The sequence below is a fragment of the Streptomyces sp. NPDC015345 genome (assembly GCF_043078805.1).
In the GTDB taxonomy this organism is placed as follows: domain Bacteria; phylum Actinomycetota; class Actinomycetes; order Streptomycetales; family Streptomycetaceae; genus Streptomyces.
Window position 1 is genome coordinate 431,895 of record NZ_JBIBTX010000001.1, and the last position, 14,340, is coordinate 446,234.

Here is a 14,340-nt window from a genome sequence, read left to right on the forward strand (position 1 = left end):
GGACGTTCACCCGGTCCGGCGCGGCGAGTGACCCGTCCGGGTGTCAAGCGCGACACGCCGAGGGGCCCGGACTCTCCTGACGGAGTGTCCGGGCCCCTCGGTGCGGTCGGGAACTACAGACTCACTGGGTCTGGTTCTCGCCGCGGTAGTACTCGAAGACCCAGCCCCACAGACCGATCAGCAGGAGGGGGGCCGAGAAGTACAGCAGCCACCAGCCGATGGCGATGCTCATGAAGGCGAGCGCGCCACCCACGGCCAGCGAGAGCGGCTGCCAGCTGTGCGGGCTGAAGAAGCCCACCTCGCCGGCCTCGTCCGCGACGTCGGCGTCCTTGTTGTCCTGTGCGGAGGCGTCGACCCGCCGGGCCGTGAAGGCCAGGTAGTAGCCGATCATGATGCACAGGCCGAAGGCCAGGAAGAGCGCCGTGGTACCGGCCGGCTCCTTCGACCACACGCCATAGACGATCGCCATGGCGAGGACGAAGACGCTCAGCCAGATGAACATCTTGCCCTGGATCTTCACTTCGCGGCCTCCTTGTCGCCGCCGAACAGCGCGGTGTCCTTCTGGCCGTCGTTCTCGATCTGGCCGAGGGCCGCGATGTCCGGGTGGTGCAGGTCGAAGGCCGGCGATTCACTGCGGATGCGCGGCAGCGTGAGGAAGTTGTGCCGCGGCGGCGGGCAGGACGTCGCCCACTCCAGCGAGCGGCCGTAGCCCCACGGGTCGTCGACCTCGATCTTCTTGCCGTACTTGGCCGTCTTCCAGATGTTGTAGAAGAACGGCAGGATCGACAGGCCCAGCAGGAACGAGCTGATCGTCGAGATCGTGTTCAGCGCGGTGAAGCCGTCGGCGTGGAGGTAGTCCGCGTAACGACGCGGCATGCCCTCGGCGCCCAGCCAGTGCTGGACCAGGAACGTGCCGTGGAAGCCCACGAACAGCGTCCAGAAGGTGATCTTGCCGAGGCGCTCGTCCAGCATCTTGCCGGTGAACTTCGGCCACCAGAAGTGGAAGCCGGAGAACATCGCGAAGACGACGGTGCCGAAGACCACGTAGTGGAAGTGCGCCACCACGAAGTACGAGTCCGAGACGTGGAAGTCCATCGGCGGCGAGGCCAGGATGACGCCCGTCAGACCACCGAAGGTGAAGGTGATCAGGAAGCCGACCGCCCACAGCATCGGGGTCTCGAAACTCAGTGACCCCTTCCACATGGTGCCGATCCAGTTGAAGAACTTCACGCCTGTCGGTACGGCGATCAGGAACGTCATGAAGGAGAAGAACGGCAACAGCACGCCGCCCGTGACGTACATGTGGTGCGCCCACACCGTCACGGAGAGACCCGCGATGGCGATGGTCGCGGCGATCAGGCCCATGTAGCCGAACATCGGCTTGCGGGAGAAGACCGGGATGACCTCGGAAATGATGCCGAAGAACGGCAGGGCGATGATGTACACCTCTGGGTGGCCGAAGAACCAGAAGAGGTGTTGCCACAGCAACGCGCCGCCGTTGGCCGCGTCGAAGATGTGGGCACCGAACTTGCGGTCCGCCTCCAGGGCGAACAGCGCGGCGGCCAGGACCGGGAAGGCCAGCAGCACCAGCACGGCGGTGAGCAGCACGTTCCACACGAAGATCGGCATGCGGAACATGGTCATGCCCGGCGCGCGCATGCAGATGATCGTGGTGATGAAGTTGACCGAGCCGAGGATCGTGCCGAAGCCGGAGAAGGCCAGACCCATGATCCACATGTCGCCGCCGATACCCGGCGAGTGCACGGCGTCCGACAGCGGCGCGTACGCGAACCAGCCGAAGTCGGCCGCGCCGTTCGGCGTGAGGAAACCGCCGACCGCGATGAGCGAGCCGAACAGGTAGAGCCAGTAGGCGAACATGTTCAGCCGCGGGAAGGCGACGTCGGGCGCACCGATCTGGAGCGGCATGATCCAGTTCGCGAAACCGGCGAACAGCGGCGTCGCGAACATCAGCAGCATGACCGTGCCGTGCATCGTGAACGCCTGGTTGAACTGCTCGTTCGACATGATCTGCGTGCCGGGACGGGCGAGTTCGGCGCGCATGAAGAGCGCCATCACGCCGCCGATGCAGAAGAACGCGAACGACGTGACCAGATAGAGCGTGCCGATCGTCTTGTGGTCAGTGGTGGTCAGCCACTTGACGACGATGTTTCCCGGCTGCTTGCGCCGGACCGGCAGCTCGTTCTCGTACGAGTCCGTTGGTGCTGCCGCGGCACCCTGGGGTTCGTTGAGGATGCTCACAGGTTGTTCGTCTCCCGGTTCTTCTCGTGGGGCGTCTGCTCGATGCCGGCCGGGATGTAGCCCTTCTGGTTCTTCTTCGCCAGGTCCTCGAGGTGCTGCTTGTAGCGCTCGGGAGAGACGACCTTGACGTTGAAGAGCATCCGGGAGTGGTCGACGCCGCAGAGCTCGGCGCACTTGCCCATGAAGGTGCCCTCCTTGTTGGGAGTCACCTCGAAGGCGTTGGTGTGGCCCGGGATGACGTCCTGCTTCATGAGGAACGGCACCACCCAGAAGGAGTGGATGACGTCACGCGAAGTCAGGACGAAGCGGACCTTCTCGCCCTTGGGGAGCCAGAGGGTCGGGCCCGGGTTGCCGTTCTGGGGGTTCCGGTCGCCGGGTACGCCGACGTCGTAGACACCGTTGGCCTTCGCCGGGAAGTCCTTGCGGAACTTGTCCGGGATGGCTTCCAGGTCCTTGGACGTCCGGGCGTTGTCCTTGCCGGCGCCAGGAACGTTCTCGACGTAGTTGAAGCCCCAGCTCCACTGGTAGCCGACCACGTTGACGGTGTGGGCCGGCTTCTCCTCCAGCTGCAGGAGCTTGGACTCGTCGCGCGCCGTGAAGTAGAAGAGCACGGAGACGATGACGAGGGGGACGACCGTGTACAGCGCCTCGATGGGCATGTTGTAACGGGTCTGGATGGGGACTTCCACCTTGGTGCGGCTGCGCCGGTGGAAGATGACGCTCCACAGGATCAGGCCCCAGACCAGCACGCCCGTGGCGAGCGCTGCCGCCCACGAGCCCTGCCAGAGGGAGAGAATCCGCGGAGCCTCTTCCGTTACCGGGGTGGGCATTCCAAGGCGGGGGAAATCCTTGTATGTGCAACCGGTGGCGGTCGCCAGGATCAGGCCCGCAGTCAGCACCTGCGGCAGCTTCCGCCGCATCGGGCGCCGCGACGAGCGGTCGGAGCCGTTGGGACTCACGTAGCGCCTTCCCGAGAGTCTCGCCCGCGCTGTCGGCTGCGGCCTTCACGCTGGTCGGTCGCCGCCCTGCGTCGGGCAGGGGTTTGGATGTTTATGCGGACCAAACCCTACTGGACGCATTTTGGGGTCGCGCGGGGAGGGTGCCTAACGCGCCGCGGGTCACTCCGAAGGGTGGGGTGGGCGCCCCTTGCCGCTTTCTGACGGGGGGTCGGGGCGCCCACCGGGGTGGCGGAATCTGTAGGTCCGCGAGTGTGGGCTTGTGGGGGCTGGGCGCGCAGTTCCCCGCGCCCCTAGGGCCTGTCTGACAATTCGCGTCGTTGCCCGGAGGGCGGCCTCGCGGCGTCAGGTGCGTGCTCTCGGCGTGCCGGGCGTAGGGCCTCGTACTGGATGTACTTGGCTCTGCGCCCGGTGCGGCGAGAGTGCGTGCATGGCGTCGCGAGGCAGGCGGGAATTGTCAGACAGGCCCTAAGGGCTGCGCCCTGCGGGCGCCCCTTGGGGCGCGGGGTCTAGCGTTGGCGCGTGCCCTACTTCGACGCTGCCTCCTCCGCTCCCCTTCATCCCGTTGCCCGGCAGGCTCTGCAGGCCTCGCTCGACGAGGGGTGGGCCGATCCTGCTCGGCTCTATCGGGAGGGGCGGCGGGCCCGGATGCTGCTGGACGCGGCGCGGGAGGCCGCTGCGGACGCCGTGGGGTGCCGGGCCGACGAGCTGGTGTTCACCTCGTCGGGTACGCGTGCCGTGCACTCGGGGGTGGCGGGGGCCCTCACCGGGCGCCGCCGCGCCGGGCGCCACCTGATCGTGTCGGCCGTCGAACACTCGTCGGTGCTCCATTCGGCAGCGGCTCACGAGGCCGGCGGCGGGACGGTGACCGAGGTGCCGGTGGACCGCGCCGGGGCCGTGGACGCCCAGGCGTACGCCGCCGCGCTGCGCGAGGACACCGCGCTCGCCTGTCTCCAGTCCGCCAACCACGAGGTGGGCACCGAGCAGCCGGTGGCCGAGGTGGCGGCGGCCTGCCGTGCGGCGGGGGTGCCGCTCCTCGTGGACGCGGCGCAGTCGCTGGCCTGGGGTCCTGTCGGCGGGGACTGGTCGCTGCTGACCGGGAGTGCCCATAAGTGGGGCGGGCCCGCGGGGGTCGGGCTGCTCGTCGTGCGCAAGGGGGTGCGCTTCGCCGCGCAAGGTCCCGCGGACGAGCGGGAGTCGGGGCGCGCCGCCGGGTTCGAGAACATCCCGGCCGTCGTGGCGGCGGCCGCCTCGCTGCGGGCCGTGCGGGCCGAGGCCGCCGCGGAGGGCGCGCGGCTGCGGGAGCTGACGGAGCGGATCAGGGCGCGGGTGCCCGTGCTGGTGCCGGACGTGGAGGTGGTGGGCGACCCGGTGCGGCGGCTTCCGCACCTCGTCACCTTCTCCTGTCTCTATGTCGACGGGGAGACCCTGCTGCATGAGCTGGACCGGGCGGGGTTCTCCGTCTCGTCCGGGTCGTCGTGCACCAGTTCGACGCTGGCCCCGAGCCATGTGCTCAGGGCGATGGGCGTGCTGAGCGAGGGCAACGTCCGGGTCTCGCTGCCGGCCGGCACCGAGGCCGCGGAGGTCGAGCGGTTCCTCGACGTGCTGCCCGGCGCCGTGGGCGAGGTCCGGGAGAAGCTGGGCGCCCCGGTCGCGGCTCAGCGGCGTACGGAAGGCACCTCGCTCGTCGTCGACGCGCTCGGCAAGCGGTGCCCGCTGCCGGTCATCAAGCTCGCGAAGGTCATCGGGGACGTCCCGGTCGGCGGGACGGTGACCGTGCTCGCGGACGACGAGGCGGCGCGGCTCGACATCCCGGCGTGGTGCGAGATGCGGGGGCAGGAGTATGTGGGCGAGCGGCCGGCGGACCACGGCAGCGCGTATGTGGTCCGCCGGCTCTCGTGATCAGGTGAGGTGCACGCGGACCTCGGTGGCGGCCTCGTGGCCGTAGGCCTTGGTGAAGCGGTCCATGAAGTCGCTGCGGCGCAGCTCGTACTCCTGCGTGCCGACGGTCTCGATGACCAGGGTGGCGAGCATGCAGCCCACCTGCGCGGCGCGCTCGTGTGAGACGCCCCAGGCGAGGCCCGACAGGAAGCCCGCGCGGAACGCGTCACCGACGCCGGTCGGCTCGACCTTGGCCTCCTCGTCCGGGACGCCGACCTCGATCGGGTCCTGTCCGGTCGCCTCGATGCGTACGCCGCCCGGGCCGAGGGTCGTCACACGGTGGCCGACGCGCGAGAGGATCTCGGCGTCGCTCCAGCCGGTCTTGGACTCGATGAGCCCCTTCTCGTACTCGTTGGAGAAGAGGTACGTGGCACCGTCGAGGAGGGTGCGGATCTCCTCGCCCTCCATGCGCGCGATCTGCTGCGAGAAGTCCGCGGCGAAGGGGATCCGGCGGGTGCGGCACTCCTCGGTGTGCCGCAGCATCGCCTCGGGGTCGTCGGCGCCGATCAGGACGAGGTCGAGGCCGCCCACGCGGTCGGCGACCGTCTTCAGCTCGATGAGGCGGGCCTCGCTCATCGCGCCCGTGTAGAAGGAGCCGATCTGGTTGTGGTCGGCGTCCGTGGTGCAGACGAAGCGGGCGGTGTGCAGCGTCTCGGAGATCCGGACCGAGGAGGTGTCCACGCCGTGCCGGTCGAGCCAGGCGCGGTACTCGTCGAAGTCGGCGCCCGCGGCGCCGACCAGGATCGGCCGGGTGCCGAGCTGCCCCATGCCGAAGGTGATGTTGGCGGCCACGCCTCCCCTGCGGACGTCGAGGTTGTCGACCAGGAAGGAGAGGGAGACCGTGTGCAGCTGATCGGCGACCAGCTGGTCGGCGAAGCGGCCGGGGAAGGTCATCAGGTGGTCGGTGGCGATGGAGCCGGTGACTGCGATACGCACGGCTGGGTGCTCCTGTGGAGGAGAGGCGAGGGGTTGACGGTTCACGCTATCGGGTCGACCCACCCCCACTGAAGTGCCAAAACTACCCGATAGTAGGGCTTTTTTCTTGTGTGGCCCGATGCGTACGGTGCCGTTATGACCCATATCTCGAAGGATGTCGTCATGAAGCGTGCCCACAGGGTCTCCGCGGAGCCTTCCGAGAGCATGGAGACGCTGCGCGGCGACTGCGCCCGCATGGCGCCGCACTGGGTGGTGCCCGCCACGGCCGCCGCCGCCCCGGTGCCGCCGGCCCTCATCCACGGCGTCACCGTGCCGCCCGCCTCCGCGCGGCTCATCGACGGGATGTCCGAGTACGGCGACTGAGGGAGACTGGCCCCGGGCCTCGGCGCGCGCCGGGGGAACCGTGCGCTCCCCCGCTGCGTCCCATCGCTGTCCCCCGTAAAGGGGGTACTGGGATACGACGAAGCCCGCCCATGGGTTTCCGGGGACAGCAGTGCAGTCGAAGGAGCGATGCGGTGAGCACCGAGCGATCCGTCCATGAGGTGGCCGAGCCGCAGCGGAGGCGTGCCCGCCTCGCCGTCGCCTCGGTCGCGGCCACCGTGCTGCTCGTCGGCGGCGGTGGCGCGTACTTCGCGGCGACCGCGTCCGGCGGCGGTGGCGGCCAGAGCAGTGACGGCGCCCCGGCGGGAGACGGCGGCCCCCCGCCACCACTCGCGCTGGACGGCTATACGGGTGACGCCGGCCGGAACGGAGGCGGCAGTGGCGGCATCGCGCCCGGTGAGCCCGACCCGAGCGGCACCACGTACAGGGCGACCGGCGAGCTGCCCGAGGGGCCGAAGTCGGCGTCCGTCTACCACGCGCGCGGCGAGGTCACCCGGGGCGAGGTGAGCACGCTGGCCAAGGCGCTCGGCCTCTCCGGCACGCCGACGGCGCGGGACGGCGTCTGGCGGGTGGCGCAGGACAAGGACGGCTCAGGCCCCTCGCTCCAGGTGAACAAGCAGGCGCCCGGCACCTGGACGTATGCCCGGCACGGCACGGGCGGCACGGACAACTGCCCCAAGGGCAAGCCCTGTTCGAGCACCTCCACCGCGCCGAACGGCGAACTGGGCGACGCCGTCGGGGAGAAGGCCGCCAAGGACGCCGCGGCGCCGGTCCTCAAGGCACTCGGCCAGGACGACGCGAAGCTGGACGCCCGCCAACTGATGGGCGCCGTACGGGTGGTGAACGCCGATCCGAAGGTGGACGGCCTGCCGACCTACGGCTGGTCGACCGGCATCCAGGTCGGCACGGACGGGCAAGTGGTGGGCGGCAGCGGGCAGTTGAAGGCGCCCGAGAAGGGCGCCCGGTATCCCGTGATCGGCGCCCGGGAGACCCTGGACCGACTGAACGCGTCCGCCGGTGAAGGACGCGTCGGCATCGGCGGCTGCGCGACGCCGGTGCCGCACGCCGATGACAGCACGAAGACGGAGGGCGGCGGCGTGAAGCAGGCGCCCTGCGAGCCCTCGTCCGCGCCCGCGAAGCCGCGGCCGGTGGCCGTCAGCGGCGCCGCCTTCGGGCTCGCGACGCACCACGTGGACGGCAAGCAGACGCTGGTGCCGTCCTGGCTGTTCGAGGTGAAGCCGCAGGGCGCGCGGGACGCCTTCACGGTGACGCACCCGGCGATCGCGCCCGCGTACCTGACCTCGCCCGGCACCCCGGGCACGCCGGAGCCCACCGACAAGCCCGGGGGCAGCACCGAGCGGCAGGCGCGCGTGGAGTCCTACACGGCCGACAGGAAGTCGCTCACCGTGCACTTCTGGGGCGGCGCGTGCGGCGAGTACGCCGCGTCGGCGAACGAGGACGGCGACCGCGTGACGGTCCGCGTCACGGAGACCAGGCAGAAGGACGAGGTCTGCGTCATGGTCGCCAAGAAGCTCTCGGAGACGGTCACCCTCGACAAGCCGCTCGGCGACCGGAAGGTCGTGGACGGCACGGGCGAGACCGTCCGCCGGAAGTAGCCCGGTCACGCATACGTACGAAGGCGGCGGCTCCCTGGAGTTCAGGGAGCCGCCGCCTTCGTACGTATGTCTCTGCCTACAGCTACGGACTCAGCTGAAGGAGTCGCCGCAGGCGCAGGAGCCGGTGGCGTTCGGGTTGTCGATCGTGAAGCCCTGCTTCTCGATGGTGTCCACGAAGTCGATGGAGGCGCCGCCCAGGTAGGGAGCGCTCATCCGGTCGGTGACGACCTTCACGCCGTCGAAGTCCTTGACGACGTCGCCGTCGAGCGAGCGCTCGTCGAAGAACAGCTGGTAGCGCAGGCCCGAGCAGCCACCGGGCTGGACGGCGACGCGCAGCGCCAGGTCGTCCCGGCCTTCCTGCTCCAGCAGGCCCTTCACCTTGGCCGCGGCGGCGTCCGACAGGAGGATGCCGTCGTTCACGGTGGTGGTCTCGTCCGATACGGACATCTGCTTCTCTCCCGGGTTGTACGGAGACTGCTTGCCGACGGTTGCAACCGGCGGGGCCGCGGATTCATTCCGGGCCGAGCGCTTACGTCTTGCGTCTTACCCCTTCATGCTCGCACATGGTTTTTCCCGGGGCACCAGCCTGCGGGACGGGGAGCCGGCGAATGCGTCACATCGACACTATGGCCATCGTCAAACTGACGTGAAGCGGTTATGATAGATAGCGTCAATTAGACGAAAAGGCTCGTCTGTCAGAAGAGAAAGGGTAGGTGTCGTCGTGACCACCGCCCAGTCCCCCGTGGAGCTCGTGGACCTCGGTGTGCAGCCCACGCCGCTCGCCCTGCTGCTGCTCGGCCGTGAGGCCGACCCCAGGAGCGAGCGCGGCGTCGAGTGCCCCGGCGACCTGCCGTCCCCCTCCGACCCGGACCTGGTGGAGCGCGCCCGGGCCGCCAAGGAGAAGCTCGGGGACAAGGTCTTCGTCCTCGGCCACCACTACCAGCGTGACGAGGTCATCCAGTTCGCGGATGTGACCGGTGACTCCTTCAAGCTGGCACGCGACGCCGCCGCCCGCCCGGACGCCGAGTACATCGTCTTCTGCGGTGTGCACTTCATGGCCGAGTCCGCGGATATCCTGACGACGGACGACCAGAAGGTCGTGCTCCCCGACCTGGCCGCCGGCTGCTCGATGGCCGACATGGCCACCGCCGAGCAGGTCGCCGAGTGCTGGGACGTACTGACCGAGGCCGGCATCGCCGAGCAGGTCGTACCCGTCTCGTACATGAACTCCTCTGCCGACATCAAGGCCTTCACCGGCAAGCACGGCGGCACGATCTGTACGTCGTCGAACGCCAAGCGCGCGCTGGAGTGGGCGTATGAGCAGGGCGGCCCCCTTCCGGCGAAGGTGCTCTTCCTGCCGGACCAGCACCTGGGCCGCAACACCGCTGTGCGCGACATGGGCTTCTCGCTCGACGACTGCGTCGTCTACAACCCGCACAAGCCGAACGGCGGCCTGACCGTCGAGCAGCTGCGTGACGCGAAGATGATCCTGTGGCGCGGGCACTGCTCGGTGCACGGGCGTTTCTCGCTGGAGTCGGTCGAGGACGTGCGCGCGCGGATACCGGGCGTGAACGTCCTGGTGCACCCGGAGTGCAAGCACGAGGTCGTCGCCGCGGCGGACTACGTGGGCTCCACCGAGCACATCATCAAGACCCTGGAGGCGGCCCCTGCCGGGTCGAAGTGGGCCATCGGCACGGAGCTGAACCTCGTACGCCGCCTGGCGAACCGTTTCGCCGCCGAGGACAAGGAGATCGTCTTCCTCGACAAGACGGTCTGCTTCTGCTCGACCATGAACCGCATCGACCTGCCGCACCTGGTCTGGACGCTGGAGTCGCTCGCGGAGGGCAACCTCGTCAACCAGATCGAGGTCGACCGCGAGACCGAGCAGTTCGCGAAGCTGGCGCTGGAGCGGATGCTGGCGTTGCCGTAGCGCTGCGCCGGCGGGAGCGATGGGGGGCGCCTGGCGTCTTGGGCGCCCTTTGGCTCCGCCGGTTTCAGCCGCCTGCGGGCGCGTCGTGGCCGGGCGCGCGGTTCCCCGCGCCCCTTCAAGGCGCCGACCGCGCGTCCACGTAAGAGGCACCCGGCGTATGGGGGTGCCCCTCAGCTCGGCCGGTTTCATCCGCCTGCGGACGCAGTACGCAGATCCTCGCGTCACTCCACCCTTGGGCGTACCAGGCCCGACTCGTACGCGATGACCACGAGTTGGGCCCGGTCACGGGCGCCGAGCTTCGCCATCGCGCGGTTCACATGGGTCTTGACGGTGAGCGGGCTGACTTCGAGGCGCTCGGCGATCTCGTCGTTCGAGTGGCCGCCCGCGACCTGGACGAGGACCTCGCGCTCACGGCCGGTGAGCGCGGCCAGGCGCTCGCCGCGCACCGACACCTCGCCGTCCGAACCCTCGCCCTGCGCGAGGAACTTGGCGATCAGCCCCTTGGTGGCCACCGGGGAGAGCAGCGCCTCGCCCGCCGCCGCGATGCGGATGGCGCCGAGCAGTTCGTCGGGCTCCGCGCCCTTGCCGAGGAAGCCGGAGGCGCCCGCGCGCAGCGACTGCACCACGTACTCGTCGACCTCGAACGTCGTCAGCATCACCACGCGTACGTGAGCCAGGGCGGGGTCGGCGCTGATCTGCCGGGTGGCGGCCAGACCGTCCGTGCCGGGCATGCGGATGTCCATCAGGACCACGTCGGCCCGCTCCGACCTGGCGAGCCGCACCGCCTGCGCGCCGTCGGACGCCTCACCGACCACCTCCATGTCGGGCTCGGAGTCGACGAGCACCTTGAACGCGCTGCGCAGCAGCGCCTGGTCGTCGGCGAGCAGTACGCGGATCGTCACGCGGTCCCTCCCTTTGCCGTGGTGACGGGCAGGATCGCATGGACGCGGAAGCCGCCGCCGTAGCGGGGTCCGGCGGTGCAGCTGCCGCCGAGGGCCGTGACGCGCTCGCGCATGCCGAGCAGGCCGTGGCCGCCACCGTCGGTGTTCGGCTTCCGCGCGCCCTCGCCGCCCTGGCCGTGGGCCGGGCCGTCGTCGAGGACGGTGACCTCGACGTTCGGTCCTACGCGGACGACGCTGACCTCGGCCTTGGCTTCGCTCCCCGCGTGCTTCTGTACGTTGGTCAGCGCCTCCTGGATGATCCTGAACGCGGCGAGGTCGACGGCCGCGGGCAGGTCGAGGCCGACCTGGCCGAGGGCGACCTCGACGGGCAGGCCGGCGTTGCGGAACGTCTCCACGAGCTCGTCGAGGCGGTGCAGGCCGGGGGCGGGTTCGGTGGGGGCCTCGGGGTCGCCGGTCTGCCGCAACAGGCCGACGGTGGCGCGGAGTTCGTCCAGGGCGGAGCGGCTGGCGTCGCGGACGTGCGCGAGGGCCTCCTTCGCCTGGTCGGGTCGCTTGTCCATGACGTGCGCGGCGACACCGGCCTGCACGTTGACCAGGGCGATGTGGTGGGCGACGACGTCGTGCAGGTCGCGGGCGATACGCAGCCGCTCCTCGGCGACGCGGCGCCTTGCCTCTTCCTCGCGGGTGCGTTCCGCCCGCTCGGCGCGCTCCCTTATGGCGTCCACGAAGGCGCGGCGGCTGCGCACCGCGTCGCCCGCGGCGGCGGCCATGCCGGTCCAGGCGAAGATGCCGAGGTTTTCCTGGGCGTACCAGGGCAGCGGGCCCGAGAGCATCGCTACGCCGGTGAGGCCCGCCATGGTGACCAGGCCGATCCGCCAGGTCGTGGAGCGGTCGGTGGTGGCGGCCACGGTGTAGAGCGCGATGACGGCGCACATCACGACGGGTGCGCGGGGTTCGCCGGTGAGCAGTTCCGTGATGGAGGCGGCGCAGGTGGCGGCGAGCACCGTCCAGGGGGCGCGGCGCCTGAAGAACAGCGCGAGGGCGCCGAGGGCCATCAGGAGCAGGCTCGGCAGGTCGGGGGTGCGGGTGCCCCAGGTGGGGCCGTGCTCTCCGTTGGGCTCGGCGAAGGAGCCGACGACCATGCAGACGAGGACGGTGGAGGCGAGCGCCGCGTCCACCGCCAGCGGGTGAGTTCGGGCCCAGCCGCGGCCTCGTACGAGTGTGGTCACGGTGCAAACCGTACGGGGCCTTGGCGGGGGCCTGGGCGGATTGCGGGGCTCGGGCTGTCGGCGGGGGTGGGGCTTTGGGGGGTTTGGGGGTTTCGGGGTTTTCTGCGGGTGGGACGTGGCTGGGCGCGCGGTTCCCCGCGCCCCTTACGGGGCGTCCGTGTACCGGGGGTGTCAGCCCGGGAAGAGGCCGTCGTCCGAGAGTAGTTCGCGGACCTCTTCCAGGGTCGCGTCCGGGGCGGGGAGGATCAGTTCGGACGGTTCCAGGGCGTCGTCCGGGAGGGGCTCGCCGAGCTCCCGGACCTTGTCCAGGAGCGCGTGGAACGTGCGGCGGAACGCGACGCCGTCGCCGCTCCGCATCTCCGTGAGCAGCTCGTCGTCGAGCTTGTTCAGTTCGGCGAAGTGGCTGTCGGCCAGCTTCACCTGCCCCTCCCCCATGATCCGTACGATCATGTCGTCCTCCTCGGACGTAGAGCTACTGCTTGTCGAAGCGCGGGGTGTCCTGCGGCTGCTGCTGCGGCTGGGACTGGCCCTGGCCGCCTTCGATCGCCTGCTGGCCGCTGCTGGAGCCCCCCGCGAGCTCCGCCTTCATGCGCTGGAGTTCCAGCTCTACATCAGTACCACCGGAGAGGCGATCCAGCTCGGACTGGATGTCGTCCTTGGCGAGACCGGAGGAGTCGTCGAGGGCACCGGAAGCGAGCAGTTCGTCGATCGCGCCGGCCCGCGCCTGGAGCTGCGCGGTCTTGTCCTCGGCACGCTGGATCGCCATGCCGACGTCGCCCATCTCCTCGGAGATGCCGGAGAAGGCCTCGCCGATGCGGGTCTGCGCCTGGGCCGCGGTGTACGTGGCCTTGATGGTCTCCTTCTTCGTACGGAAGGCGTCGACCTTGGCCTGGAGGCGCTGCGCCGCGAGGGTGAGCTTCTCCTCCTCGCCCTGGAGCGTCTGGTGCTGCGTCTCCAGGTCCGTCACCTGCTGCTGGAGCGCGGCCCGCCGGGAGAGGGCTTCACGGGCCAGGTCCTCGCGGCCGAGGGCGAGGGCCTTGCGCCCCTGGTCCTCAAGGGTGGAGGACTGCTTGTTGAGCTGGGCCAGCTGCAATTCGAGACGCTTGCGGGAGGTTGCCACGTCGGCGACGCCGCGGCGCACCTTCTGCAACAGCTCCAGCTGTTTCTGGTACGAGTAATCGAGGGTTTCGCGCGGGTCCTCGGCCCGGTCAAGGGCCTTGTTCGCCTTCGCGCGGAAGATCATCCCCATACGCTTCATGACACCGCTCATGGGCTTCGCGCGCCCCCTTCTGACGGACTTCCAGCTCCAGGTACTGCTCAGAACCCACAGTACGGGCCCTGCATCCATTACCGCACTGTTCGCGTGCGGATGCGCTCATCCCCAAGGACGACTGCGTCCGGCCCTGATCCGGCGTAAGGAGTAGGTGCTCCCCTGGGGCCGACTGGATACCGCCTGCTACGTCCCCTTAGGCACGTAAATCAAGACGCCCGGCGTTGCCGGATCGTTCCCCGTCCGGCTGGGGTCCATGCCCCCGCACCACGTACCCTTGGATTTTGTGTTCCGTAGCCGATCCAAGGAAGAGAAGGCCCCGGCCGCGCAGGCGCCGGTGACCGACTCCAAGCAGCCCCGTGACCCGCAGGCCCCCAAGGGCCGCCCCACCCCCAAGCGCGCCATGGCACAGTCGCAGCGCCGCAGCGTGACCAATACGCCGACGACGCGCAAGGAGGCGGCGAAGCGGCAGCGCGACGAGCGCCGCGCGCAGATGGCGAAGCAGCGCGAGGCCCTGGCCAGCGGTGACGAGCGGTACCTGCCCGCCCGTGACAAGGGCCCGGTGCGCAAGTTCGCCCGCGACTTCGTGGACTCGCGCTTCTGCATCGCCGAGTTCTTCCTGCCGCTCGCGGTGATCATCCTCGTCCTGAGCATGGTCCGCGTACCGCAGTTGCAGAACATCGCGCTGCTGCTCTGGCTCATCGTGATCGTGCTGATCGTGCTGGACTCGGTCGCCACCGCGTTCCGCCTGAAGAAGCGCCTGGCCGAACGCTTCCCGAACGAAAGCAAGAAGGGCGCTGTCGCCTACGCCTTGATGCGTACGCTCCAGATGCGCCGGCTGAGGCTGCCGAAGCCGCAGGTCAAGCGCGGAGAGCGGCCCTGAGCGGATTCACCGGCGGGGCCAGGGCCTGGCTGGAGAA

At 69.8% G+C, this 14,340-nt stretch carries 14 protein-coding genes; 5 read left to right on the forward strand and 9 right to left on the reverse strand.

All coding sequences use genetic code 11. The annotated features are described in order from the left end of the window. Positions 1–121: 121 nt before the first annotated feature. From ACF062_RS02040 to coxB, 3 genes are read right to left on the reverse strand one after another with little or no spacing between them, the layout of a single operon-like run. Complete coding sequence (locus tag ACF062_RS02040; protein ID WP_223774189.1) at positions 122–520, reverse strand: cytochrome c oxidase subunit 4; 399 nt, start codon at positions 518–520, stop codon at positions 122–124. Then, positions 517–2,259, reverse strand: coding sequence for a cytochrome c oxidase subunit I (gene ctaD, locus ACF062_RS02045; RefSeq protein ID WP_223774190.1), 1,743 nt, complete (start codon positions 2,257–2,259; stop codon positions 517–519). Before ctaD ends, ACF062_RS02040 begins: the two co-directional genes overlap by 4 nt. Beyond that, positions 2,256–3,218 (reverse strand): cytochrome c oxidase subunit II, encoded by a 963-nt coding sequence (gene coxB / locus ACF062_RS02050; protein ID WP_223774191.1) that lies wholly within the window; start codon positions 3,216–3,218, stop codon positions 2,256–2,258. The genes ctaD and coxB overlap by 4 nt, the downstream gene beginning before the upstream one ends. Before the next feature lie 519 nt (positions 3,219–3,737). On the opposite strand from coxB, the gene ACF062_RS02055 reads away from it, so the two are divergent. Next, a complete protein-coding gene (locus ACF062_RS02055; protein ID WP_392134464.1) occupies positions 3,738–5,117 on the forward strand; it encodes a cysteine desulfurase/sulfurtransferase TusA family protein in 1,380 nt (459 codons plus the stop codon). Here ACF062_RS02055 and ACF062_RS02060 read toward each other — a convergent pair whose 3' ends face one another. Then, positions 5,118–6,092, reverse strand: a complete 975-nt coding sequence (locus ACF062_RS02060; protein WP_392134467.1) for a carbohydrate kinase family protein — start codon at positions 6,090–6,092, stop codon at positions 5,118–5,120. Between the two features lie 162 nt (positions 6,093–6,254). Between ACF062_RS02060 and ACF062_RS02065 the strand changes: the two genes are divergently transcribed. After that, complete coding sequence (locus tag ACF062_RS02065) at positions 6,255–6,455, forward strand: hypothetical protein (RefSeq protein WP_392134470.1); 201 nt, start codon at positions 6,255–6,257, stop codon at positions 6,453–6,455. 152 nt (positions 6,456–6,607) lie between these two features. Beyond that, complete coding sequence (locus ACF062_RS02070; protein WP_392134473.1) at positions 6,608–8,089, forward strand: hypothetical protein; 1,482 nt, start codon at positions 6,608–6,610, stop codon at positions 8,087–8,089. A gap of 90 nt (positions 8,090–8,179) precedes the next feature. On the opposite strand, the gene ACF062_RS02075 is transcribed toward ACF062_RS02070, so the two are convergent. Then, complete coding sequence (locus ACF062_RS02075) at positions 8,180–8,536, reverse strand: iron-sulfur cluster assembly accessory protein (RefSeq protein ID WP_223774196.1); 357 nt, start codon at positions 8,534–8,536, stop codon at positions 8,180–8,182. A gap of 274 nt (positions 8,537–8,810) precedes the next feature. Between ACF062_RS02075 and nadA the strand changes: the two genes are divergently transcribed. Then, positions 8,811–10,019 carry a quinolinate synthase NadA gene (gene nadA, locus ACF062_RS02080; RefSeq protein WP_392134476.1) on the forward strand — a complete coding sequence of 403 codons (1,209 nt, stop codon included), beginning with the start codon at positions 8,811–8,813 and terminating at the stop codon, positions 10,017–10,019. A 221-nt stretch (positions 10,020–10,240) separates the two neighbouring features. Here the strand turns inward: nadA and ACF062_RS02085 are convergent, their stop codons facing one another. From ACF062_RS02085 to ACF062_RS02100, 4 genes are all read right to left on the reverse strand, one after another. Continuing rightward, a complete protein-coding gene (locus ACF062_RS02085) occupies positions 10,241–10,921 on the reverse strand; it encodes a response regulator (RefSeq protein ID WP_392134478.1) in 681 nt (226 codons plus the stop codon). Beyond that, on the reverse strand, positions 10,918–12,150 hold the full coding sequence (locus ACF062_RS02090) for a sensor histidine kinase (protein WP_392134482.1): 1,233 nt from the start codon (positions 12,148–12,150) through the stop codon (positions 10,918–10,920). The genes ACF062_RS02085 and ACF062_RS02090 overlap by 4 nt, the downstream gene beginning before the upstream one ends. Before the next feature lie 171 nt (positions 12,151–12,321). Continuing rightward, positions 12,322–12,600, reverse strand: a complete 279-nt coding sequence (locus tag ACF062_RS02095; RefSeq protein ID WP_392134485.1) for a hypothetical protein — start codon at positions 12,598–12,600, stop codon at positions 12,322–12,324. 22 nt (positions 12,601–12,622) lie between these two features. Next, positions 12,623–13,420, reverse strand: coding sequence for a PspA/IM30 family protein (locus tag ACF062_RS02100; RefSeq protein WP_320591218.1), 798 nt, complete (start codon positions 13,418–13,420; stop codon positions 12,623–12,625). 256 nt (positions 13,421–13,676) lie between these two features. On the opposite strand from ACF062_RS02100, the gene ACF062_RS02105 reads away from it, so the two are divergent. Next, entirely contained in the window at positions 13,677–14,303 is a 627-nt protein-coding gene (locus ACF062_RS02105; protein WP_392134488.1) for a DUF3043 domain-containing protein, read from the forward strand. Positions 14,304–14,340: the final 37 nt, after the last annotated feature.

Coding starts and splice junctions, on each gene's coding strand:
- ACF062_RS02065 (WP_392134470.1), top strand. CDS start 6,255: ATGAAGCGTGCCCACAGGGTCTCCGCGGAGCCTTCCGAGAGCATGGAG.
- ACF062_RS02075 (WP_223774196.1), bottom strand. CDS start 8,536: ATGTCCGTATCGGACGAGACCACCACCGTGAACGACGGCATCCTCCTG.
- ACF062_RS02095 (WP_392134485.1), bottom strand. CDS start 12,600: ATGATCGTACGGATCATGGGGGAGGGGCAGGTGAAGCTGGCCGACAGC.
- ACF062_RS02100 (WP_320591218.1), bottom strand. CDS start 13,420: ATGAGCGGTGTCATGAAGCGTATGGGGATGATCTTCCGCGCGAAGGCG.
- ACF062_RS02105 (WP_392134488.1), top strand. CDS start 13,677: ATGCCCCCGCACCACGTACCCTTGGATTTTGTGTTCCGTAGCCGATCC.